The organism is Cryobacterium lactosi (assembly GCF_004403945.1).
Classification (GTDB): Bacteria; Actinomycetota; Actinomycetes; order Actinomycetales; family Microbacteriaceae; genus Cryobacterium; species Cryobacterium lactosi.
Window position 1 is genome coordinate 251,398 of record NZ_SOHM01000007.1, and the last position, 23,644, is coordinate 275,041.

16 protein-coding genes are annotated in these 23,644 nt (G+C 65.0%); 7 read left to right on the forward strand and 9 right to left on the reverse strand.

Features of this window, described 5'->3' with window-relative positions; translation table 11 throughout:
• Positions 1-41 precede the first annotated feature (41 nt).
• A complete protein-coding gene (dnaE, locus tag E3T61_RS03150) occupies positions 42-3,347 on the forward strand; it encodes a DNA polymerase III subunit alpha (protein ID WP_166793127.1) in 3,306 nt (1,101 codons plus the stop codon).
• Positions 3,348-3,640: 293 nt separating this feature from the next.
• Here dnaE and E3T61_RS03155 read toward each other — a convergent pair whose 3' ends face one another.
• The 3 genes from E3T61_RS03155 to E3T61_RS03170 form a co-directional block, all read right to left on the reverse strand.
• Positions 3,641-4,711: a hypothetical protein gene (locus E3T61_RS03155; RefSeq protein WP_134639441.1), complete on the reverse strand. Its 1,071-nt coding sequence runs from the start codon at positions 4,709-4,711 to the stop codon at positions 3,641-3,643.
• 895 nt (positions 4,712-5,606) lie between these two features.
• Entirely contained in the window at positions 5,607-9,413 is a 3,807-nt protein-coding gene (locus tag E3T61_RS03160) for a YobI family P-loop NTPase (RefSeq protein ID WP_134639442.1), read from the reverse strand.
• 2,153 nt (positions 9,414-11,566) lie between these two features.
• Positions 11,567-11,920, reverse strand: coding sequence for a hypothetical protein (locus E3T61_RS03170; protein WP_134639443.1), 354 nt, complete (start codon positions 11,918-11,920; stop codon positions 11,567-11,569).
• A gap of 847 nt (positions 11,921-12,767) precedes the next feature.
• Between E3T61_RS03170 and E3T61_RS03175 the strand changes: the two genes are divergently transcribed.
• Entirely contained in the window at positions 12,768-12,953 is a 186-nt protein-coding gene (locus E3T61_RS03175; RefSeq protein WP_134639444.1) for a hypothetical protein, read from the forward strand.
• 21 nt (positions 12,954-12,974) lie between these two features.
• On the opposite strand, the gene E3T61_RS03180 is transcribed toward E3T61_RS03175, so the two are convergent.
• The 3 genes from E3T61_RS03180 to E3T61_RS03190 all read right to left on the reverse strand — a co-directional run bounded on the left by E3T61_RS03180 (position 12,975) and on the right by E3T61_RS03190 (position 15,966).
• On the reverse strand, positions 12,975-13,409 hold the full coding sequence (locus E3T61_RS03180; RefSeq protein WP_134639445.1) for a hypothetical protein: 435 nt from the start codon (positions 13,407-13,409) through the stop codon (positions 12,975-12,977).
• A gap of 825 nt (positions 13,410-14,234) precedes the next feature.
• Positions 14,235-15,044, reverse strand: coding sequence for a metallophosphoesterase family protein (locus E3T61_RS03185; RefSeq protein ID WP_134639446.1), 810 nt, complete (start codon positions 15,042-15,044; stop codon positions 14,235-14,237).
• A gap of 346 nt (positions 15,045-15,390) precedes the next feature.
• Positions 15,391-15,966 carry a hypothetical protein gene (locus E3T61_RS03190; RefSeq protein ID WP_134639447.1) on the reverse strand — a complete coding sequence of 192 codons (576 nt, stop codon included), beginning with the start codon at positions 15,964-15,966 and terminating at the stop codon, positions 15,391-15,393.
• Positions 15,967-16,327: 361 nt separating this feature from the next.
• Here E3T61_RS03190 and E3T61_RS03195 point away from each other — a divergent pair, with 361 nt between their 5' ends.
• Both E3T61_RS03195 and E3T61_RS03200 read left to right on the forward strand, forming a co-directional pair.
• Positions 16,328-16,690, forward strand: coding sequence for a hypothetical protein (locus tag E3T61_RS03195; protein ID WP_134639448.1), 363 nt, complete (start codon positions 16,328-16,330; stop codon positions 16,688-16,690).
• The gene (locus E3T61_RS03200; protein ID WP_134639449.1) at positions 16,684-17,241 is read left to right on the forward strand and encodes a hypothetical protein; all 558 of its coding nucleotides are present in this window, start codon (positions 16,684-16,686) and stop codon (positions 17,239-17,241) included. The genes E3T61_RS03195 and E3T61_RS03200 overlap by 7 nt, the downstream gene beginning before the upstream one ends.
• A 787-nt stretch (positions 17,242-18,028) precedes the next feature.
• Here E3T61_RS03200 and E3T61_RS03205 read toward each other — a convergent pair.
• Positions 18,029-19,003, reverse strand: coding sequence for a fructose-bisphosphatase class II family protein (locus E3T61_RS03205; RefSeq protein WP_134639450.1), 975 nt, complete (start codon positions 19,001-19,003; stop codon positions 18,029-18,031).
• A 143-nt stretch (positions 19,004-19,146) separates the two neighbouring features.
• Between E3T61_RS03205 and E3T61_RS03210 the strand changes: the two genes are divergently transcribed.
• The 3 genes from E3T61_RS03210 (at position 19,147) to E3T61_RS03220 (ending at position 21,388) form a co-directional block, all read left to right on the forward strand.
• Positions 19,147-19,437 carry an antibiotic biosynthesis monooxygenase family protein gene (locus E3T61_RS03210; protein ID WP_134639451.1) on the forward strand — a complete coding sequence of 97 codons (291 nt, stop codon included), beginning with the start codon at positions 19,147-19,149 and terminating at the stop codon, positions 19,435-19,437.
• 122 nt (positions 19,438-19,559) lie between these two features.
• Positions 19,560-20,744, forward strand: a complete 1,185-nt coding sequence (locus E3T61_RS03215) for an NAD(P)/FAD-dependent oxidoreductase (RefSeq protein ID WP_134639452.1) — start codon at positions 19,560-19,562, stop codon at positions 20,742-20,744.
• Entirely contained in the window at positions 20,741-21,388 is a 648-nt protein-coding gene (locus E3T61_RS03220) for a class I SAM-dependent methyltransferase (protein ID WP_134639453.1), read from the forward strand. Before E3T61_RS03215 ends, E3T61_RS03220 begins: the two co-directional genes overlap by 4 nt.
• Before the next feature lie 29 nt (positions 21,389-21,417).
• Here E3T61_RS03220 and E3T61_RS03225 read toward each other — a convergent pair whose 3' ends face one another.
• Both E3T61_RS03225 and E3T61_RS03230 read right to left on the reverse strand, forming a co-directional pair.
• Complete coding sequence (locus E3T61_RS03225) at positions 21,418-22,146, reverse strand: YqjF family protein (protein ID WP_134639454.1); 729 nt, start codon at positions 22,144-22,146, stop codon at positions 21,418-21,420.
• 7 nt (positions 22,147-22,153) lie between these two features.
• Positions 22,154-23,590: a flotillin family protein gene (locus E3T61_RS03230; protein ID WP_134639455.1), complete on the reverse strand. Its 1,437-nt coding sequence runs from the start codon at positions 23,588-23,590 to the stop codon at positions 22,154-22,156.
• Positions 23,591-23,644: the final 54 nt, after the last annotated feature.

Genomic DNA, 23,644 nt, shown 5'->3' on the forward strand with positions numbered 1-23,644 from the left:
CACGCACGTGTTCGCCGTTGTCCGCATGGGTATCCGCTGCCATGACGTTCCCACACCTGCACGTGGCCAGCGCTTACTCCACTCACAACGGCGTCACGATGCCCGAGCACCTCGTTGCGAAGGCGGTGTCCGACGGCGCCACCTTCCTCGCGCTCACCGACCATGATGGACTCTACGCCGGCGTCAAACACGTGCGTGCGTGCGAGGCCGCCGGGATCCAGGCGGGGCTCGGCGCCGAGCTCGCGGTGCACGACGATGAACACCGCTCACTTGGCCGGGTCACGGTCTTGGCGATGGGCACCGGCGACGGCCGCGGTTACGGTGCGCTCTGCCGCGCTGTGAGCACAGCACACGAAGCCGGCCGAGTGCCGAGCATGGACCGCCGGCGTCTCGCTGAGCTGGCGGCTGACGGCCGTCTGACCGTGCTCCTTGGCAACCTCTCCGACGTTGGGGCAGCGATCGAACGCCGGGAGACTGCCGACGCCCTGGGCCGGCTTCGACATTGGCTAAGCGTCATGCCGGTGGCCTCCGTCACCCTCGAAGTCGTCTGCCACCTGGCGGAGGCCGGCCAGCCTGGGTCCGTGGCCCCAGCCACCCGGATGCTCGGCCTTTCCACGACCACGGGTGTGCCGGCCGTCCTCTCCAACGCCGTGCGCTACTCCGAGCCCGGTGAAGCGGCGACCGCCGACCTCGCCGACGCCACCCGACACCTGGTGCCGCTGGCCAAGCTCAGCCAGCCGCAATCCAACGGCCAGGCGTACCTGAAGGATGAGCGCGAGATGCGACGTGTCGGCCGGATGCTCGTCGACGCTGGCACCCACGAACCTGGCGCGCTTGACCGGCTGATTCAGAACACCCGACAGCTGGCCGACCGGTGCACGCTCGACCCAGCGCACGATCTGGGTCTCGGCACCCCGCGGATGCCGGAAGCCTCGGTCATCGGGATCGCCGGCGACCCGGTCGCCGAACTGTGGGCCCGAGCCCGGCATGGCATCGACGACCGGTACGCCGGCACCAAACTCGTCGATGCCGCGCACACCGAGCTCGCCCACGAGATGGAGACCGTCGAGCATCTCGGATTCGCGTCGTACTTCCTGACCGTGGCTCGTGTCGCCGACCTCATCCGTGACATGGGCATCCGCATCCAAGCCCGCGGCTCCGGCGTCGGCTCCGTCCTCAACTACGCCCTTCGCACCTCATCTGTCGAACCCATCTCCAACTCGCTGATCTGGGAGCGATTCCTCAGTCCCGAGCGCCAGACGCTGCCCGATATCGACCTTGACGTCGAATCCAGTCGCCGGCATGACATCTACCGGGAGGTGTTCAAGACCTTCGGCGCCGACCGGGTCTCGCTCATGTCGATGACCAACGCGTACCGCGGCCGCGGCGCCGTGCGCGACGCCGGCATGGCGCTCGGCATGCCGGACGATGAGATCTCGGCGATCGCCAAGCAGATGTGGCGCTTCAACGCCCGCGACTTCCGGCAGGCCCTCGAGGAGAAGCCGGAGCTGGCGGAGTTCGCGGCCGCGGTCCAAGAATCCAGCCAGTTGGACCAGCTGGTCGACCTCACCGCCAAGCTCGACAGGCTCCCCCGGCACATCAGCGTGCACCCGTGCGGCGTCATCCTCTCAGATACGTCGTTGCTCGACCGGACGCCGGTGCAGGCCTCTGGGATGGGTCTGCCGATGTCCCAGTACGACAAGCACGATATGGACCCCATGGGCCTGATCAAGCTCGACATTCTCGGCGTCCGCATGCAATCGGCGATGGCCTTCGCCGTCGAGGAGCATCGGCGGCTGACCGGTGAACACATCGACTTGGACCGGGTGCCGCTGGACGACCCGGAGACGTTCGACCTCATCTGCTCCACCCGCACTCTCGGCATTTTCCAGCTGGAGTCCCCCGGTCAGATGGAATTGGTCGGGAAGCTGCAGCCCCGAGAGTTCAACGACCTGACCGTCGAAATCTCACTGTTCCGGCCGGGCCCGATGCAGAACAACATGCCGTTGCAGTACCTGATGGCACGCCACGGCGAGGTCGCGCCCGACTACATGGATCCCCGGTTCAAACCGTTCCTGCAGGAGACCCGCGGCGTCGTCGTGTTCCATGAGCAGGTGATGCGGCTCTTCGACGAGCTGACGGGCTGCGGGATGGGCAAAGCCGATGTGTTCCGCCGGCACCTGGGAAAGTCCGACGACCTCGCCGAGATCGAGGCCTACGTCCGTGAGCGGGCGGCGGCCCGCGGCTTCGACCAGAAGGTCATCGACCGCGCGTGGAAGGTGCTGGCGGGTTTCGGAAGCTTCGGGTTCGCGAAAGCGCACGGCGCCGCGTTTGCCTTGCCCACGTACCAGAGCGCCTGGCTGAAAACCCATCACCCGGCCACGTTCTTCGCCGGCCTCTTGACCCACGATCCCGGTATGTGGCCGAAGGACCTGATTGTGGCCGAGGCCCGGAACCTCGGCGTGCCGATCCTGCCGCTCGACGTGCAGCGGTCCGCGCTCGATTACCGGGTCGAGGAGCTGACCGACGGCCGGCTCGCTATCCGCCTGGCGCTCCCCGAGCTGGTCGGGAGCAGCGCCGCAGAGCAACGTCGAATCGCCGAGCACCAGCCGTTCACGTCCCTCCAAGATTTCCGGGACCGGGTGCGGCCCCGCCGGCGTTCGTTCGAGGCGCTGGCCCGGGTCGGGGCCCTGGACGCGTTCATCGGCTACGACCGGAGCCGGCGGAGTGACCTGCTCGCGCACCTGCATGGGCTGGCCGGCAAGGCGCTGGCCGTCGGCGAGAACCAGCTGGCGTTCGACATTGAGCTGCCGCTGCCTGACTTCGGCCGTGCGGTCACGTCCATGGATCTCCGCGGCCGCACGCAGACAGACTTGGAGCTGCGGGACCTTCGACTGGCTGTCGGGCACCACCAGATGGAGCGGTTCTACTCGCTGTTCAAGAAGCTCGGTGTGACGCCGGCGTCCGAGCTCGGCAAGCTGCCCGGCGGCACCGAGGTCCTGGTCGCCGGTGTCCGTCGGGCGACGAACACTCCACCGATGCGGGACGGCCGGCGAACCGTGTTCGTGTCACTCGACGACGGCACCGGTCCTGTGTCGAACGTCGTGTTCTTCCACGATGCGCAGGCTGCGATCGGGCGGGTGGCGTTCAGCACGCAGTTCATGCTGGTGAAGGGTCGCACCCGGCGTTCCGGAGCCCGCGGCATCTCGGTTACCGGCGACGGCGCCTGGGACCTGTTGGATGCGGCGAGGACGGTGAAGGCGAAGGAGCTGGCTGAGGAGCAGAAGCGGAGCACGGCGGTCACCGGCACCGACAACGTCATTCAGATGCAGCGGCGACGAGCGTAAACACATGGCCAGCGAAGGTCAGCTTGGAGCGCCCTTTGACCCCGGTGTCCCGGTGTCCCGTCGTCGCCCCGGCGCTTTGGTCCGACGCAGCCGTTCTACGTGAGATTCCCCGGGCAGCGCCGGCTGCCTCTACACGGTCCATCGGAGCACGGTCGCCGCTCGGATACGGCCGCCATTCCACAAGCCCTTGCTGCCCGCCGCCGTGATTGCGTGAAACCGATAGCCGGCTGACGCCTACACGTTGAATACTGCGCGACACCGCGAGTGGCCCCGTCACAAGAAGATGTGTCGGCTTACAGAGGAGCGATTGAGCCTTCTTGGCCCCTTTCCTTCGCGTGAAAGTCACCATCATCCTCGTCGGGCTCGTCTATCGGAAAAGATAGATACGTCAACGGAGCGAATCCCGCATCCTGCTCGGGTTCGCGAATGACGATTCCCATTCCAGGGCGATGTTTCGGCCGAAATTCTTCCCCACCCAGTTCAACACTCCTCAGCCGGACAGCCCGGAGAGCGTCATGATCTCCCACATCGACAAGTTCTCTCATGATCACCAGCATGTCGGTGATCCCTTCGCTACCGTGCAGGCGCCAATACGGCAGCTCGGCGCCTCCGTCCCAACCGAGAGAGTAGTTGACTGCGGCAAACACGGATTCGACGCCAGTCTTCGCCCTCTTGACGAGAGGATCAAAAAGCGCGATCTTCTGCTCGTCCGTGAGGAACGCCCAACGAAGCATCTGCCGAGAGACTCTCTCTACTGCGATTCCCGCATCGCGCGGAAAGCTATCTGCACAGGACAGCTCGCTGACGACAGTTCCGGCGTCGTCCGAGTCCCGCCAGGGTAGAGACATCGTGTCAGGAAAGGTTTGGGATACCGTGTATGCGCATGCCCAAGGGACGAGCGCGTGAGCCATCGGGTGACGTTCCACACGAAGCGTGTGGGTTTCACCAACCCGCGCGCGCCATCCATCGGCAACCGTCTCGTTGCTGTTGAGGGTCAGGCGATTGCAGATCGCCATCAAATCAGGGATTAGGTCGCTTGAGAGCGGAGCCCGATGATGCTGCACCTGCAACCACGTCAACAGTTCAGCGACTACTTCCAGTTCTCGGGACTCACGCGCCATGTTCCTACCCGAGATCTGCTGTTGCTCATACTGCCGACGAGACTCCGCCTGCTCCTCAGCGAATTGAAGCTTGGCGCTGGCTTGTTCCAGCTCGAACTGATGTCCCTGCTTTGCTAATGCCTCTTGGCTCATCCGCCTCGTCCACCAGTTTGTGCCAAGCAGAATCCCGATGGACGCGATAGAGCCGAGCACTGCACCAGCGCCCCCCGACAAGAGGTTGGCCCAGTCCCATCCTTCGAACACTTTCGAACCTCCAGGTTTTCGGTAGGTTCCAACGCTATCCGGGCCAGTCCCGGGACTTAGACGCTTCTATGGCACTACTTAGAGGGTCGTTACTGCAGCGCCCTGCAGGCGGGACCCGACGTCCGGCAGGTTTCTCGCGTGCTTCTTCCGGTTGCGGGCAATGGATCGGGAATTGCCCGATCCCCTGCACTAACTTGCGGCTCCGCGGAGTGGGTCGGCAGAATCCTAAGTTGGGTCATTTTGGCTTAGAGGTACAGAGCTCGGGGCACGTGCTCGCCGCCGCCACCCCGCGGTTGAGAAGATTGTCTCTTCGAACCCTGGTGACGAGCCTCGATTTGAGCTTGCAGATCAGGCGGGGCCCCGCCACATCGATCCGTGTGGAGTCGACCACCCGCGTGACTTCTGGATCGAGCGAGAGGTTTGTTTCGAACTGTCCGGCGCGTTCCTGGCATTAGCCTAGCCTCACCATCGTGAGGAACCAGACTGTGTCCCTGCCGCAAATTGAATGCCCCGATTGCCACGAGATGCACATCCTCTGGCGCGGCGAGATGAGCGTGCACACAACGGCCGTCGGCCTCCGGTGCGACGGGAAGGTTAACGCGCCGAAGCGTCCCCCGACGAAGACACAGAAGCCAGCTCGAGCGGCGGTGCCTGCGAGGTCTGTGCCTGGGAAGGCGCAGGCTGAGAAGTCACTGCCACAGGGTAACGCCGCGTTCTACGGCAACCGCGAAGGAAGATACGGCGCGGAGATCCAAGAAGCGTTCGCAGCTGCGAGTGAAAGCAAACGCCGCAGCTGGCCAGCCCCCACTCACGGCACCCCCCAGGATCGGGTCATCTACGTGACGAAGACGACCCGCGTTGTCTCCGGTGGACTACCGAGCCTCGGCCGGGGTCGCTAGAACGAAGGCGCCTTCAGACTTGCCTCCAATTTCCAGCCGTACCTAATGGTCTGCTTCTCCTTCGCCCCGGTATGAGTCACACCCGAAAGGCGTGCCAGGATTACCCGGTGGTTTCGGTCATTGGCAAAGCGAACGGTGCCGCTTCCACCTCTTGACACTCGGGAGTAGTCACCAGCCATAGCAACAAGAATCGCTCGGAGATCGGCGAGCGAGAGGTCCTCGCCTTGGGCGGCGATGAGGTGCACGAGCGAAGGATCGGAAGCCCCGGCCGCCCTCAGCGCATCGATGCGTGGCAGGTCCAGTAGTTCGAAGCGTTCCGCGAGAGCGCACGTGATGTCGGTGGCATCCGCCATGGTGGCCCCGGTCAGCAGCGACGAGAGTTTCGCGATGAGCGCTGCTCCCGTCGAACCGTGGAGGGCTCTGCTCCCGAGCGTCTTAGCCAAGTGGCGCGCTGGCATGGTCGTGGCGTCCGAGAAACTGCCGAACTCTTGCGACGCGCCCACAGCAGCCTCGAAGTCCTCCCAGCGCGCCAAGAGGTTCGCGTCGAAGGTCTCTGGCTCATCGGCAAGCAGGCCTATGGTGAGCAGCGGCCCAACCAAGTTCGCATCCTCAGGCTCGATCTGCCCGATGGGTAAAGTACCGGGGGCAATTGACGAGACAAGGGTCACTCGTGTGGCAACTGTGGGTAGTGCCTGGCGACCTGCAAGAATCTCGATGGCCACGGCGCGCCGCTCGGGTTGCGGAGTCGCCTCTGGGGTCCTGATGTTGCCGTGCTCGGCCAGAAACCCTCCTAGATTCTCATCCAGTCCGTAAGCGCGCATGTAGCGCTGGATGTTGCCGAACGTCGGGTCGGTGCGCCGGTGGCCGACTAGCGCCGTCCACACCTCCGGCGCTATGTCCTCGAGCTCGTTGACCCGGCATTCGATGGAGGTCGTTTCCACGAACTGGTCAACGAGCGCTAACCGCGGCGGCTCGCCGGCGATGTCGCCCAAGACCGTGGCGAATTCGGCAGGAACGTGAACAGGGGTACCCGCTGGCTCCAGCTGTGCGAGTGCGTCGAGGTAGAGGGCTAAGTTCTCAAGGCAGTGGTCGTAGATCGGCCTCGACGTTGGCTGCAGGCGCAGCACGTCAAGGGCGACGCAGTCCGCGCCGCCCAGAGCACGCAGGTTGGTGGGCGTCATCGGGTAGACGCTGGCCTGAGCGGCCGCAGCAAGAGCAGATGGCTCCAGGTCTGTCAGGTCGTGAATTGTGCCGTTGGCCGCGACCATGATCGTCATCACGATGGTCGCACTGTGGGCATCAGATGGATCGGTCAGGGCCGGCAACGCTGCGTAGTGCTCGGACAAGTAATTGCCAACGTCGGAGTCAAGGTCATCCCGCTTCTCTGCGCTGATAGCACCAAGTACAGAATCGACCAGGCGAAGCCGCGTCTCGGGGGCGAGTTGGGCGTCAACCGCGGTGTACCGCAGAGCTTGCTGCCAAGTCGGGGCCATCAATGCGGCCAGTGCGGTCGACATCTCCGGTTCCTCCCGCTGAAAGAACCGGCCCACGAATTTCTGCTCCGGCTCTTCCCATCTCTGTGCCAGGTGAGTGGCCACTCGCTTGGCGGCACCGCGTTGATGCTTGAGTAGGTAGGCAACGATGTCGAGGTTGTAAACGCTCGGATCGTCGAACAGATCAGCATCGTCCTTGACGGCGTTCTGCTCGACCAGGATCTGGCCCACTGCTTCCTCGTCGAGCTCGTATTCGAGGACGGGAGCGCCTGGCTCGATAGCTCGGGAGATGTACTCGGCAGCGTTCAGGCCGACGACTGCTCCGTAGAACATCGAGGCGTACCGCGCAAAGTGACGGGGCAGGTACCCTTGCGCAATCAGATCGCGAGCGAGCGGTGTGGGCGCATACGCCCGGACCAGACCGCCAAAGCTGATCTTGTCGTCCTGGGCCTCCGTATTCGGGCTTGCCGCGACTTCGCCCGGATTCGATTTCACAGTCAGGTCGGTTCTCGCGTAAAGCTGTTCCCAAGTGTGGTGGCGTAGGAACGTGATCTCCTTTTCGGTCGAGTCGACCTCGTCCATCAGGTGAGCAAGGTCGGCTTCCTGCCATACTTGGGGGTCGATCGGTATGCCAATGAGGTTGGCGATCATCTCGGGGCTCAGCAGGGTTTGTTCATTCACCCGCCGCCCGTAGCCGTCCAGCCCCCACAAGGTCATCCTGAGCGGTGCGCCATCGGCGATTTGCTCCCAGCCCGCAAGTTCGGCGAGGTCAGCGTCGGTAACTGGGCCGGCAAATTCGACCCGGGTAGCAGTGATGCCCCTGGCCATCGTCAACAGAGCGGGGCGCAAGGAATCGAGCAGCTGGCCGGCACGCTCAGCGCGTAATTGACGTGACTCGCTATTCTCCAGTTGAGTGCGAAGTTCGGTGAGGTTCTTCGTCCGAAAATCGATGTTGGCATCGACAAGTGCGAGCCAGCGCTCGACGAGACTGTCGAGCGGGCTCGTCGTCAGTCGGATCCGTTCATAGGAGTCAGGGCTGGTGGCTCGCAGCAAGACGAGAGACAAGACAATGTCTTTGCTGATGCCGGGCACCATGCTGGATGCGGATGTCATCATCCGGTCCACGTGTACCTCGAATTCATTGCGAATCGACCACAACGTCCGCATGTCTGCAACGTGCCTAGCAGCCAGGCGAATGAGGGCCGGTGAGATTCCTTTCACGTCTGCCGTATCCGCAACGTGGCGCTTCATCACCCGCATCATCAGGTCGCGGGCGTTGCCTGTGGAGACGAACGGGACAATCGGGATAATGACGTCAAAATACTTGGCCCGGTTGGCTCGGTCCATCGCGAACGCTGGCCCTTCCAGAACAGATTCGCTACCTGCCAGACCGTCGCTATTGTTCTTCGCGCCGATCTGCCCGAGCACACTGTCGCGGATTGCGTACACAAAGACGACCCGCCGCCCGACCTGGCCAGAGCTGTTGACGAGGGTGTTCAGTGCGCGCAGTGTGTCGAACACGACCGCGTCGCCGAACCTGTCGACGTCCTCGATCAGCACCACACTTGTTTTACTCACCTGGAAGAAATACATGATTTCATCCAGGTATTGATCGAAGTAGCTGGATGAGGTGGGTTCCAGGCTGACAATCAACGCCCCCGCCTTGAGCCCTGCCTGGAGCGCGTACCGGCCTGCGAGCATCCTCCAGGCCACCACCGCAAGGATGACAAGCCCCGCGGTCAGAGCACTCCAAAACCACGGCGCTGTCCAGCCGATCTCGTCGAGGCGCCCAGCGATCGTCGGTTGCCACCCTGCCAGTGCTGTCGCCATCCAGGTGAGGCCCGCAACAACCGCGGCGGTCGTTGCGACTGAAACCCCAGTCGTCCATGACGGGTTTGATGCCCGCGGAAATCGGGATCGGGGTGTCTTGCTGGGGGGCAACCGGTAAAGGAGCTGCTTTACGAGTTCTTTCTGAATCCGGTTGCTCATCTCGCTCTCGGCAGGGTTCTCCGCTTGCACGGTGGGCCCCATGTCGGGGTTGAGAGTCGAGAGTGAAAGCTCGATGACTCGCCGCCGATCCCACCACCGGCGGCCCAGCGCACGAAGGACACTCGACTTACCCGAACCGTAGGAGCCGGTGAGTGCCACACTGCGGGTGTCCGGGTGCCGCAATGCCCGTTCGAGCAGATCGACGTACACCTGGTGGTGCCCCGGGTTGTATTCCGGGGCCAGCGTCACCAAAGGAATTTTGTTACCGGTGCGTGCCGGCCAGCGGATTGCAATTCTGTGAGGACGTGGGTCTTCGTCCACCCGCTCCATTCTAGCTTTCAGTCGGCGCCAGAAACTCTCGCGGCGACCGTCTGGAGGCGCAGAGATATCGTCGGTCCGATCGGGAGTTTCTTCAGAAGACTCAGGCACCCCTTGATGGTATGGGGTCGCCGCACCTACTTTCCGCGCGCCGGGCGAGACGGACTGGGTTCCGGTCTAGGTCCTGCGCCGTCACCGGGCGCCGGACGAGCCACAGACCGCCTCTGAGCCTTGAACGTCGCGTCCTAGAGATCGCTGGTGTTGTTCTCGCCATTGCAGGACACAAGTAGGTAAATACACCACCAGCTCCCGGTGCATTTGGGGCCCCGTCAGGCGGACGGGGAGCTAGTGGTGCAGTTTGTTAGTTCGTCGGGGGTCATGCTGCGATCTGCTCGTGGGCTGTGACGCGGTGGAGAAGGTCGTGGAGGGCGGCTCGGCCGAAGCGCCAGTCGAAGGGGACTGCCGTTGCGGTGCAACGGTCTTGGAATCGTAGGAGCCGGCCCAAAGGGTGGCGAGGTCTGGGAAGTCTTGCGGATTGACGACTTTGCGTTGAACGACGGAGAAGTAGATCTCGACTTGATTTAACCAGGATGCGTGCACACCACATGAAGCTCAGTACAACTAACGCTGGCATTGTCAGAAATAGAAGTGATGCTGGCACTGTCACAAATACAAGTGATGTTGGCATCCATCCATTTACAAGTCGTTCCCTCATCCGCCAATCGGGGCGGCCATCTAGCCGGACAATCGTTCCAGTCAGCTAGAAGAGCCGACGCTCGGTCTCGACGAGCGCTCGGATGCCGGGGATAGCCCTCTTTCTGCGGGGAACCGTATTTCGGATCCCGGTCCATCGGGGCGCCCGGAGTCGAGGACCGATCGCCGGTGCGCTTGACGCGGTCCCTGATCGGCCCGCGCAACACGAGCTCGCGGGCAGCCTCTACCGGGGCCAGGGAAACCGGCGGATGCTGAGAACTATCACTGGTCCGCCGAGTCGTCCGCTCCCGCCCCAGCCGAAGCGGTCACCCCCGCGCCGCCGTGGTAATTTCAGCGTCATGATGGACGATCACCGTTGACGGGCGCGAGGCCTCACGTCGGCGAGTTATCAGCGCAGCTTGTCGAAGCCAGCCCGCCTTTCAGGGACAATCTCGTGGGTAGGCCCGTCATTCGGAAGTGAAATACCGCGCCCGAGATCCTGCAGTCAGTTGGGCCGCATTCGTCGAACAGAACGTGACCGAGCAGCGCCACCTGGACCCGCTGAACCACACGCTTGGCGCCACGCAGATCAATTGGTGCGTACATAGACTGTGTTGGGGCTTATTACTGTTTCTAGGCAGCCTGGGCGGGCGCTGTGAGTCATTTGCCGCTTCGGCCCTGAGCCACCCACACCCACAGCTCGGAGGGCTTAGACGGGCGCACAGCGTCTCCCGTGATATCCACGCTCTTACTTCCGCATAAATGCCCGAAAAAGCAGTCGCAATGTCCACAGCCGGGTTATTTGCCGGGTGGTCGACGAAGGTCGTAATCAGCCGTGCCCGTTCGTCGTGGGCGAGGTCCAGCCGCACCATCGGCCGGCCGTGGTCGGATGCCTGCTGAGCGCGGACAGTGTGTCGGATCAGGAGCTCGAGCGGGCCTCGCACTTCGCGCCGGCCACGCACCAGAGGCTGCGCACCGGCGTCAGGGATCTTGGATCGCCGGGCCGTCCACTCGATGTAACCGCGGATTGGTGTCCGGCTTCGGCTGAGAGTATTGTCGCACCTCACCAGTGAGCAGAATGCGCCGGCCATGGTAGTTGCCGCGCCAGTGCGCTTCCGGTTCGCCCGAGGCATCTAACCACCGAGTCTCCTGGATGCCGGTAGGGGACACCGTGCAAACCGCACGCAAACGCCCGTCCGCATCCACCCATTTAACTTTGCCCACTGCGTCTTGGCCGGCGAAGGTCAACGCATCCTCCGCCCGGTGTCCGTAAGTGAAAGCCGAAGAGCCAGGCCTCCTCAGAAATGGCACGGTCCACAGCAAAGCAGGTCGGGTTGTGCAGTTCGCCGCCGCGCCAGTACGAGACTCCGGCCCGGTGCGTGCGGGTCTTGTCGTCGCCGCTGTCTGCTACTTCGGCCGCCGGCGTTGGTCCAGATTTCGTAATGCGCAAAGCAAGCGCGGAGCTAAGCTTCCAGCTCAGGAAAGCGTTGCACCCACGCCTCCCGGATTCTGCCGGGTAGGTACAGATCCGACCAGACCCGGGTGAGAACCTCACGGTTGAGGATGTGCAGATCTTCGTCGCTGCGCGCCTCGCGGAGGACAGCAGCGTATCCACTGACGATGGACCGCGAGTCGTCGAAATGAATAGGTCGTCGCGTCGACCACTCAATGGTGATGGGAAGCTCGAGGTCGCCCGAGCTTGGACCGTTGAGGTCGGCGAGGCTGTCGGGAATCCAGGTGGCGCGAAGGTCCCAGTAGTCGGCGCGCACGCCCTCGGGCACCGGTTTGTGCCGGTTGTACTTCGCTGGAAGCTTCATCGTGGCACCGCCCCTCCGCTCCATGTTCGGCAGACAGGCACGTATCCACGGCTAGTCATTCCGCCGCCCGCCATGCGCATGTACGAAGTGGCCCGCCGGCTACGAAGCCGACAGGCCAACCCTCGCCCGATGAAAAGTTTTGCCGACCGAACCAGGTGAGGGTCACCCGCAATTTCGATCCCGGCCAAGAGGCAGCCGGTGTTTCGTCCTCTTAAGAAGATGCTGTAAGCGTATCGGCCGGGCGGTCCTAAAGTGCACCTTGATCGGAGTTTCCGAAGAGTGCGGCACGCACGCCTGGCGTGGCCTTGCACAGCCAAAACTGTAGGAAGAACTCGGCGGTCCGTTACCCCCGTCGATGTCGGGCGCCGGGACCCGAATAACGCCCACCTCGCACCGGCTGAGCGCTCCGCACCCCACCCCGATCTCGACGTTGTTCGCGTGTGATGAGTGCTCCGCTTCGCTCCGCCTGTGAAAGCCGCTGCGCGGCTTCCGCTTATGCCACAGCGTGACCGGTGCGTCACCGCCAACCGGCACGTCACTCCTCCCGCCAACCGCCCCGATGCTCACCGCACATTCCGTTGTCCTCGCCGCGTGCACCAAACCGGCGTTCACCCGCGACGGTGTGCGCTCCGGTCCACGCCTCGGGTGCCTGGCCGCCGCTCCACGCTCGGCGCACCCGCTAGCGGCCGCAGTCCCGCACTGACCGGTCCTCCGGCTTGACGGAGCGACGTGCCAACTGATGCTTTCGCTGCCCTAAAGCCGGTGAGCGGATCTCTGCTGAGCGCAGTGGTGCCCGGTGGGGACCGGTGAACATGTCATCCACGGCGATGCCGGTTCCGGGAACGCTGTGTTCGCTGGCGCCCGGTGGTGGTTCATCGACCAGCGCGGCATGACCGGCGACCCGCAGTTCGATGTCGCGATAGCCGCAGTTCCGTTCAACGACGTCGAACGGCGGGCGCTCGTCAAAGCTGCGGGCGCAGACCTGGCAGCGCTCGACGTATCGGAGCGGATTGGTCGGGCGGCACGGCTCTAGGCGTCGGTCCCCGGCACCAGATCACCTTGTCTGCTGGGCACCGTTACTGCCCGTGGCATCGAACAGCTTTTCCAGCTCGTGCAACCCAGGCAGAAGGTCCGCCGAAATCGGCCGGACCGCCTGCGACTGAAGGAGCTTCGTGAACGGGTTCGGCAACGGTGCGGAGTGTGCATCGAGCGGCGGAACGTACGTCACAAATTCGATGCGGGCGACACCGATTGACGGATACTGGTTCGGGTTCAACCCGGTCACATACCCCGGATGGCTGGCGGCGAGATCGCGGGCCTCTTGCTCGGACGGCTTTGCAGAGAAGCCTCTCATCCCGGTCTCGGTGTCCAGGCGAATGTAACCCCAGAAGGCGGGTCCTTCCCCGAACGCAGGGTGATCCGACCCCTGGATCCGGTCTCGTTTCGCCTGCGCATCGAAGATCGCCTCGAGTTCACGAGCTGTGGTCAATCCGCGATGATCCGAGTCCATGGACTGCAGCCGCCTGGTGAACGGATTTGACAGGGGCTCTGTGGAAATGGGCGGGGGTGTTGGCGATTCGGGCGGGCGCGACCTAGCGCTTGGGGCATGGTTGACGAATTCGACTCGAGCGACACCCCAGGCGAAATGGTCAACGCGGAACCGCGCTAGAACGCGGGCGATGAGTTCACGCGCCTCATCCTCAGAGTGTGTGGGAGCGAACTGAGAAATGCGGGCGTCGACTCCGACTGAGACAGCAGCCCACACGACAGGTTCTTCGTTGTTAGCACCCGCAGGTTCATCCGTCATGCCGAAATGATAGCGGTGCAACGAGGTGCGCTCGGCGGCCGGCGCCAACCTGGCGACGGTCGACGCATGGGAGCGAACCGGCCGGGCGTTATGGCTCTAGGGTCCGGCAAGCGCCGGCCAGGCCGTGCCAGTGGTGACCGTGACCGCACCGTAGACGCGTGGGACGAAGGGTGAACCGGGACGGTTGGCGTGCCGGGGTTCGGCCCCGGCGAGGACACCGGAGCGCAGCGGAGGTGGGGTTCGAGCGGCGCCCGGCAGGGTGACGCGAGCGAGTGTCGACCCATCATCGGTGGCTCCCGGTTCGTATTCTTAGTTTCGGCTGCCGCTCAGCTGGCATCGCAACTTGTCGGCACCCTCAACTCGGCTCTCCGCTTTCCGCCCGAGCTCGGCTTGTCCGCTTTTCCTCATTGCCCTCGGCTCTCCGCCGCTAGCTCTCAGCACCTAAGCCCGACCCGCGACCGCGGCCGTCGCCGTGCCGGCTCCAAGACTTCCCTGCGGTCGTCGCTTCTAGCGTTTCCATGCTCGAGGGTCGCCCAGCCAGGTCCAGCGCAGATTGTCCAAGCTCAGCACAGCGAGATTTCCCGCGTCTCCGTCTGCGGCCAGCGAGTAGATCCGGCGGCCGTCGTCGTGGCTGAGTTCCGCTTTCACATGCAGGTGGCCGTGGGCAAGCACCTGCGGGTGGAGTGCGTGATAGACACGGGTGACTCGGTCGCGTGAGAGTGCCGAGTAGGCGAGAGCGTTGTCGTCCCAGCCGAGGGGATTACCTCGAAGGATCCGTTCAACGAGCTCGGGGCCGCCGTCCACGGCTTCATGTGTAAGTAGGACCTCGGCCGGGCCGCCGGCGATGGCGGCGGTTACCTCGTCCTCCGTCGCGACCTCGCTCGCCCACCACTCTTTCAGTGGCACCCGGTCGTCGCGGTCCAGTGACGCGGCGCCGCCGAAGGACGCAAAACTGCGTCCCGCGAGCGTGAACCGGTGCCCGCGCGGCAGCATACAGACTTGCTCACCGATTTGCACGGGCTGTCCTGGCGTCGCAGCAAACCGCGCATCGAGCTCGGCCCACCACTCATGATTTCCCGGGGTCACTAGAACGCGGACGCCCGCCGCCTTCGCCCAGTACGAGACGGTCTCCGCGAAACCCTGGCCCCGCCGCTCCGGCCAGAAGCCGAAGTCGCCCACATGCAGCACCGTTTTGAGGCCCGGAACTGCTCGGCGCAAGAACGGGAGGGCTGTCTGCACCCAGCCGACGTTGCCGTGCCAATCGCCGGCGACCGCGACTAGGGTCTCACCGGGCAAGGTCAAGTCGTGGATGGTCATGGTCTATCCACGCGGACGCCAGCCTCAGTGTCAAGCTCAGTCGCAGCCAGCCGTAAAATCTGCGTCACGCGGGAGGTCGGGGTGTAAGGCACGGGTCCGGCTGTCCACTGGACTCCGGACCACTGACCGACTGTGAAGACAATGTCGAACACCGAGTTCCATTCGGTGAAGGCGACATGTGGGAGTGGCCGGCGTTTGGGGTTCACAACCACTCACCGGACTTCGATGCCTGTGCCCTCGCCAATACGTACCTCGATCACCTCACCGCGGCGAGGGGTCACTCGGTACTCGCCCAGCTCGGAGGCGCGGGTCAGCTCCGCAATATCCATGGACGGGACATGCGCGGTCAGTCGTCCAGGCTGAACACTTCGAAGGTCAAGCTCGCAAGGTCTCGGATCCCTTGGCTCTGAGCTCTCCCGGAGACGGCGTCCAGGAGGACGACCCGGGCAGCGAACCGATCCTCACCGTCGCCGAAGCCTGCGACGAAGCCTGCGACGACATCGATCGGCGTGTGGAAGTGCCCGCCCAGGTACAGCGCCGGCTTCACAGCCAGGAAACCACGGGTGAACATGTTGCGAGCATCCGCTGCGTAGGCGAGAGCATCCTCGGTCCACGACCCTGCCAGCTGCTGGTCAAGCGCGGGCAGTGGCTGCGGCGCGTCATGGCCGATGAGAATGTCAACGTCACTGGCGCCCAGCGCGGCCAGATCGTCGGCGCTCACCGTCTCCAAGTATCGGACCCGCGGGCGGTCTACCGAGGCGGCGCCGCCGAGCGCGGCGAGGGTCCGACCACCGGCGACCGTCGCCCGGAAACCCCGTGGCAGGTGCCCGATGTTCGGGGCGAACCACCGGTAGCCGGAGGCGTCCACGGGGTGCTCGTAGAGGTCCTCGTGCCGGTCCAGATTTCCGTCGACGAAGAACAAGGTTTGTTGGTTTTCGGCGAGGATCCCCGCTGCCCACAGAAGTTGGAATGTTCCGGTCGGCTATCCACCAGGCCAACATCCCCGGTGGAGAGCAGGACACTGATTCCACGCCGGCGCATCGCACCGGAGAGCTCGCGAAGACTTGCAATGTCGCCGTGCAGGTCACCAAACAGCCCAGCACGTTTCACAGTGCTCAGCGTTTGGATCGCGTACGGCCCGCTCATCACTTCCTCCTGTGGGCAGCCTACGATGCCACGCACAGGTCGCGCGGTCGGGTCGCCGCAGTAGGCTGCCGGTCAACGCACGTTGGAAGGACCGCCATGGACGCGGACCAGGCTGACCCAAAAAACGGTCGCCGCAGATGGCACGCTCACGGCAGGCGACCGAGAACGTGCGGCGTGCGCTCGAGCGGGACCACGGGCTTCTCACCGAAGCAGAGGCCGACGCGCTGCTCGGCGATCAGCCGCGGGCTGGCCTGGTCGGCGTGCTGCGAGACGGTGAGCTGAGATATCCGGGGTTTCAATGCGCGGGCGCGGGCATCCTGTCGGTGATGGCTCCGCTACTCGAACTGGCGCGCGCAAACGGCTGGGACGACTCCAACGTAGCCTTGTGGCTCTTCAGTCCGATCACGAGTTTTGGCGGAAGTGACCGGCCCATGGATCATCTGGACGACGCAAAGGCGCTTTTAGCGGTGGCCAAGGATTCTTTTGAGGCCGAATGGTGACGGGCCCGCGGGTCACGATTCGACCCGGTGCGATCGTTGCCCGGATCCACTCCACCGCCCACCATCCTCAGGATTTCGCATGCGTACCCGCCGCGCTCCTCGAGACTTTGGGCTATGAGACGCTGGAGAACTTCGTTTACGCCGCTGAGACCGAGGAGGCCGCGGTTGAAGCGACGCTGCTGCGAGAGGTTCCGTTCTCCGGCGGCTCCCTCCCGAGCCGCGTGTACCGCGGACAGACCCTCACCTGCCTCACCGCTGAGCGCCGGTTCGACCTAGCACCGCTCATCAATACCAATGTGGCCATGTACGACACACCCAGCGAAATCGATCAACGGATTCGCACGGGGGCTGGCCTCATTCGCGGACTCGACGACGACGGGGTTGCCTGGTCGGCGCCCCGCACGGGGAAGCAGACGTACTTGCTATTCGAGGACCGGGTTCAGGCGGGCAACCTGACCGTGGCCGGTAGCCGCGACTTCGACACCGTTGGCGGGCACGGCTGGCTGGTCGATGTTTGTGCCCGCCACCAGGTGGAGGTGCTGGTCCGTTAGGCGCCGGTACGCTCCGCCGACTCCCTCGCGGCTATCGTCAGCCGCGCCTTGGAGTAGGTCACGAACTCCTCAACGCTCGACTTCTCGCTGAGTGACCAGTCCCCCCGATGTTCCAGGATGCTGTCGCCAGCTAGAACTCCAAGTTCTCCGAGTTCCGCCTGCAGTAGTTCTTTACGTTTCCCGAAATCGAGGCCGCCACGCAGTCGGCGTGACGCTCGAGGCCGAGGAACTCCACGCGAACCGACATAGGCGGGCGATACCACCAACTCACAGAACGCGCCTCGCGGGTTCTCTCATCACGTCGAGCAGATATCGGCGTTTCGTCGATCTATAGTCAACCAAGTTTTCGAACGCAAGCGATGACGGTGGTCGTTTCAGCTCGAAGCAAGCTCACACCGGCGACATGAGCCAGACGTGAGAGCGCGAGTGCGGGCTGTGCACCAAACAGCGCATCAGACGGACAATTCAATGACACGAAAAGGGCTGAAGCATCGATGCGCGGGCCCGGCGTTCCAGTACAACTGGACGGTCCTAGTTTCGAGCGTCGCGAGCCCAGCTGAACCCAACTGATCACACAGCGACTGGCCCACCTCTCCCGAAAAGTGCTCGACTGCTTCTTTTGAGGAATCATGCAGCTGTCGATACCGCTCGTCGAGAAAAAAGCGCAGAAAAAAGCACTAAGCATATCGACGTCAATGGAATAACACCATCGCAGGCTGATCAACTTCCGCGTAATCATGCGCAAGCGACACTCGTGGAGGGGCCACGAAAACAGTGCGCGCTTCCTTCACACGGAAGAGGTCGTGGGTTCGAGTCCCGCATCGCCCACCGAAAAACCCCCGGGAAACCGGGGGTTTCCTTGGTTAACGTGCACGGGCGACGAGGCGAACAACACCCGATCGCTGGCCGCGAGGTCGTCCAGGGTCAACACCCGGTCGAGATCGTGACCGGCGTCCAGCGCCATGCGGAGTTGACCCTCGGTCTGCGGAGCGAGCCTGCCCTCCATGAAGCCCTGCAGCGCCCGCACGGCGCAAGCGGTGAGCACACCCTCGGGGGTGCCGCCGATCCCCATCGCCAGGTCGATCCGCCCGCCGGGAGTCGCTGCGGCGATGGCCGAGGAGACATCTCCCTCCCCCGCCAATTCGACCCGTGCTCCGGCGGCGAGAAGTTCGGCCACCAGGCTCGCGTGTCGTGGTTTGTCCAGGACGGCCACGGTGATATCGCCGACCGGCTTGCCCAGCGCTTCGGCGAGCCGGAGCACGTTCTCGGTCGGGGTTGCCCGCAGGTCCAGCACGCCGCGGGCCGGCGCGGAGGAGATGAGTTTGTCCATGTAGAACACGTCCCGCGGATCGAAGAGCGTGCCGCGCGGGGCCAGTGCGATCACACAGACCGAGCCGGGCAGGCCCTCCTGAACGAGCCTGGTGCCGTCCAGCGGGTCGACGGCGATATCGCAGGCCGGGCCCCGGCCCGAGCCGAGCTCCTCGCCGTTGGCCAGCATCGGCGCTTCGTCCTTCTCGCCCTCGCCGATGACTACGAGGCCCGCAAACGGCGCCGTCAGCAGCTCGGCCCGCATCGCGGCCACGGCTGCGGCGTCCGCCGCATTCTTGTCTCCACGCCCGAACCACAAGCCGGCGGCACGCGCAGCAGCCCTGGTGGCCGTCTGCACCGCGTCGACCAACTCCGGCGAGTAATGCTCGGCCCCGAGGAGCGTGGTGGCGTCGACGATGAGGCCGGCTTCGGGCGCCTCTGCTGGGCTGGTCATGTGGTTCCGTCCTGAAGCGGTCCGCACCCGGGGAGCGGGTGAGTCGATGGTGGCGACCCGTCACGGGGCACACCCAGGCGATGCTACTCGCCCGGGCCGCAGCCGACCGATCGCGCCTGCAGCATCCGGGCTAGTGTCTACAGGTGATCAGAGAACATGCCATCCTGCCCGTGACCGCAGGCCGCGAGGACGAATTCCTCGCCGCATTCGGGACGGTTCGATCGCTCATCGAGTCGATGCCCGGGTGCCGCGGCCTCACCCTGTCGCGTTCGCTCGAGACACCCACTGCCTTCCTCCTCCTGGTCGATTGGGACAGCGTGGAAGACCACACCGAGGGCTTCCGGGGCTCCGCCGAATACGACCGTTGGCGGCAGGTTCTGCACCCGTTCTACGACCCGTTCCCCGACGTCCAGCATTTCGTCGACGTCGCCTGATCCGTCGGCGCCGGTCCTCGACGCGCGGCAGATCGACGCGGCGGGCTCAGGTGCCAGGTCGGCCACTTGCGGTTTTGGCAATTCAACTTGTCAATGTTTCGCGTGCGCCCCACCATGGGCATATGACCAACCGAGACGCCCCATTTCCGGGCCCAGAGACCGCCGGCTTCATATCCGACCCTGCCGCAGCATCCACACCACCGGTGTATGACGTGGTGATCATCGGCGGCGGCGCCGCCGGACTCAGCGCGGCCGTTGTCCTCGGACGCGCCCGTCGTTCGGTCCTCGTCATCGATGACGGCAAACCGCGCAACGCACCCGCCGCCGGGGTGCACAGCTTCCTCACTCGCGACGGACTCAGTCCCGCCGAACTCGTGCGCCTCGGCCAGGACGAGGCACGCTCTTACGGCGCCACCATCGTGTCAGGCCGCGCAGCGGACACCCGGCGCTCACCGCACGGCTTCGCCGTGAGCCTCGACAACGGCACCACCCTGTTCGGGCGCCGGCTGCTCGTGGCCACCGGGCTTGTCGACGAACTTCCCGCGGTGCCGGGACTGGGCGAGCGTTGGGGGCGCGATGTGCTGCATTGCCCCTACTGCCACGGCTGGGAGGTGCGGGATCAGGCGATCGGCATCCTCGGTACTGGACCGAGATCGGCTCACCAGGCCCTGCTCTTCCGTCAGTGGAGCCCCAACATCACCCTGGTGCTGCACGGGCCCATGCTCGACGCGGACGGGTCGATCTCACACGACCGGGGACCGACCGACGCCGAGTGGGAGCAGCTGGCCGCTCGGGGCATCAGCGTCGTGATCGGCCCCGTCGCCGCCCTCGACATCCGCAACGATGCGCTGACAGGGGTACGACTTGCCGGCGGCCACCTGCTTCCGCTGGACGCGCTGGTGGTCGGGCCGGTCTTCACCGCCCGCACCGGCTTCCTCACCGGGCTCGGGTTGGCCTCGACGCCGCACCCACTCGGCGTCGGCAGTTCTTTGGAGACCGACCAGGACGGTCGGGTCCAGAGTGACGGCTCCGTGGTCGCCGGTGTCTGGGCGGCGGGTAATTCGACCAATCTGATGGCCCAGGTCGTGGTGGCCGCCGCGGCCGGTCTCAGTGTCGCCACGGCGATCAATGCCGAGCTCATCCAGGAAGAGCTGGAGGGCGCCGTCGCGATATATCGGCGGCCGTTCTCGTCCGCCGCCGAGGCGCGAAACAGCAACGCACACCTCGGCGATCGGCGCCACGGCATCCCTGCGCCGGCGCCTACGCCGGGGACAACCATCAACGATCGCGAAGGAAACAACCGATGAGCGCCGAGTTCGACCGCGAATACTGGGACGATCGATACAGCGCCCTCGATGACGTCTGGAGCGGTGCAGCCAACCCGGTACTGGTGACCGAAACGTCCGATCTGACCCCGGGGCTGGCCCTCGACATCGGCTGCGGGGAGGGGGCCGACGCGATCTGGCTCGCCGGCCGAGGCTGGCAGGTGACCGGCGTCGACTTCTCGGCGGTCGCCCTCGAGCGCGCCGCGGCCCGCAGCCGACGGGCCGGCCGGGACCCGGCCGCCGCTGTCGCCCGTGCAGGCCGCATCGACTGGCAACAGCATGACTTCACGAGCTGGGCTCCCCCGGCCGGCCGATTTGACCTCGTCACGGCGCAGTTCATGCACCTGCCGTCCCTGCGGCGCACGGTGTTCTTCCGCGCACTCGCCGACGCTGTCGCCCCCGGTGGCACGCTGCTGATCGTCGGCCACGATGTCTCAGACGTGCACGCCACGGCGCATCGGATGCCCGACCCCGATCTGTTCTTCTCCGCAGACGAGGTGGCGGCGACGCTCGATCCCGCCCAGTGGCGCATCAACGTGGCCGAGTCCCGGACCCGCACGGCCAGGGGGCCCGACGGTTCGCCGAGCCTCGCCGCCGATGCCGTCGTGCGTGCCAGTCGGCTCTGAAACCAGCGCACCCGGCGCGGTCCGTCGTTTTACCCCCTGGTTCCGAACCAGGTCGTCACGCCTGGCGAATAGAGCACGGAATCCGGCGGTCGGGTGCCGGCGAGTCCCGGGAACCCCGCCGTCGCCAGCAGGGTGTCCTCGAGTGTCACCAGGTCGGCAGCGAACAGGCCCCAGGGCTCATGGTGGTTGCGCAGATGCACGGTGCGTCCGCGTACTCGGGTGAACAGCGCCCAACGCGCCGTGAGAAAGTCGGCCAGCGGGTCGCCGACGACCGCGCGGGTCGTGGGGCGCACCACGATGTGGCTGTGGGCACCGGCGGCGAGGTGGCGCGTGGAGCTGTAGCGGAGCTCGCCTGCGCCCAGGTCCAGGCTGGTGCGAGCCCACATATACGGTATCGAGAACAACGCCCGCGCTGCCAGAACCGCCGCGAGGCGGGACGCCTCGAGCGAGACGAACACCACACCACGGCGCCCGCGGGCATCCACCGCGTACAGCCGCACGTTGACCTCGACGAAGTTGCCGAAATAGGGAACCGGAGGGCTGCCGAACACCGTCGCCCGGTCGAGCACGAACGGGATCAGTCCCACCCAGCTTGACCCATCGAAGACGTCAGGCTTCAGGCCGTCCGGGAGCAACGGTGCAACCTGCTCCGGTGTCACCCGCCAGTGCAGGAAGACCAGATTCGACCACCGCTGGCTGGCCGTCGCCCGGCCGGCCAGCGGCGGGGCGACGACCGATATCGGCCAAGGCTCTGACACGAACGGGCTAGACGGCGTCGGGCTGCACAGAGACCGGCACCTGAGTCGGCACCTGAACCGGTACGACGCCGTCGCCCGCCTGGGCCTTCGCCAAAGCTGTGCCTGCCGCCGTGCCACCGATGAGCCCGCCGAGCAGGTCCCTGATGCCTACTCCCATGGTGGAGTTCAGGACAGCGTCGACCTCGGTGAAGCCGGAGGCGACGTTCTTGCTCAGCTGGCTCGCACCATCGGTCGAGATGACAGTCAGCTGGTCGATGTTGCTCATCGGAGCCGCGAGCTCGTGCGCGATCTTCGGCAGCATCTCGACCAGGCGGAGCTGGATGAGTGCCTCGGACTGTTCGGCGACGGCTTCAGCGCTGAGACGGGTGGCCTCGGCTTCTGCCGAACCGCGGGCCAGGATGGCGTCGGCGTTGGCCTGGCCTTCCGCCCGGATGGCCTCCGCAGACGCGACCCGGCTGTCGCGGTCGGCGTTGGCGGCCGCGACGCGCGCCTCGGCGGCGGCAGCGGCGGAGACCCGCACGCGGTAAGCGTCGGCGTCGGCGACCGCATTGACCTCGGAGTCGAGCTCGGCCTTGCGCAGGCTGGCGCGACGCTTAGCCGTGAGTTCCTGCTCCTGCACGATGTTCTGCTGGGCCTTGGCCTCGGCCAGCGGCTTGGCCGCGGCAGCCTCTGCGGAGGCCTTGTCGGTGTCGAGCTGCAGGGCCGCCTTGCGCAGCGCCAGGGTGTTCTGGGCTTCCGCCACGGCCTGCTCAGCGATGATCGAGGCTTCCTGGGCCTCCCGGTTGGCCTGGTGCTCGGCCACCTCGGCCTGGCGACGCACCTTGGCCTGCTCGGCGCGACCGAGGTCGCGGATGTAGTCGTTGGCGTCGGTTATGCCCTTGATCTCGAACGAGTCCACGTCGACGCCCTGGTTCGCCAGGGATTCCCGCGCGGTGGCCAGCACCGATGTGCCCAGTTCGTCGCGTTTCTGGATGATGGTCATCACGTCGGTGGCGCCGATCGACGAACGCAGCGAACCGCTGAGCACTTCCTGCGCGAAGTTGTCGATGTTCTTGTCCTGGCCGGTGAAGCGCTGGGCGGCCGCGCGGATCGCTGTGGGGTCGTCGCCGACCTTCACGATCGCGACGGCTTCAACGGTCAACGTGATGCCATTGCGGTCCTGGGCGACGGCCGTGATCTCAATGGCGCGGCTCCGCAGGCTGATCTTGAACGCCTTCTGGAAGAACGGGGTGATGAACACTCCCTGGCCGTGCACGACACGCTGGCCGGACTCCTCGAGGGTCGCCCCGTCGACGATGGTCTTCTTCGACTTCTTTCCGGTGATGACGAGGGCTTCGTCCGGTCCGGCGTTCTTGTACACCGAGCGGGCATAGACAAGCACGATCACCCCCACCACGATGACGAGAAAGGCGATACCGATTATCGGAGTGAGGAGTTCAAACATGTGTTCCTTCCGGTCCGCGCCAGGCGAACGTGACGTCGCGACGCCAGAAGGGCC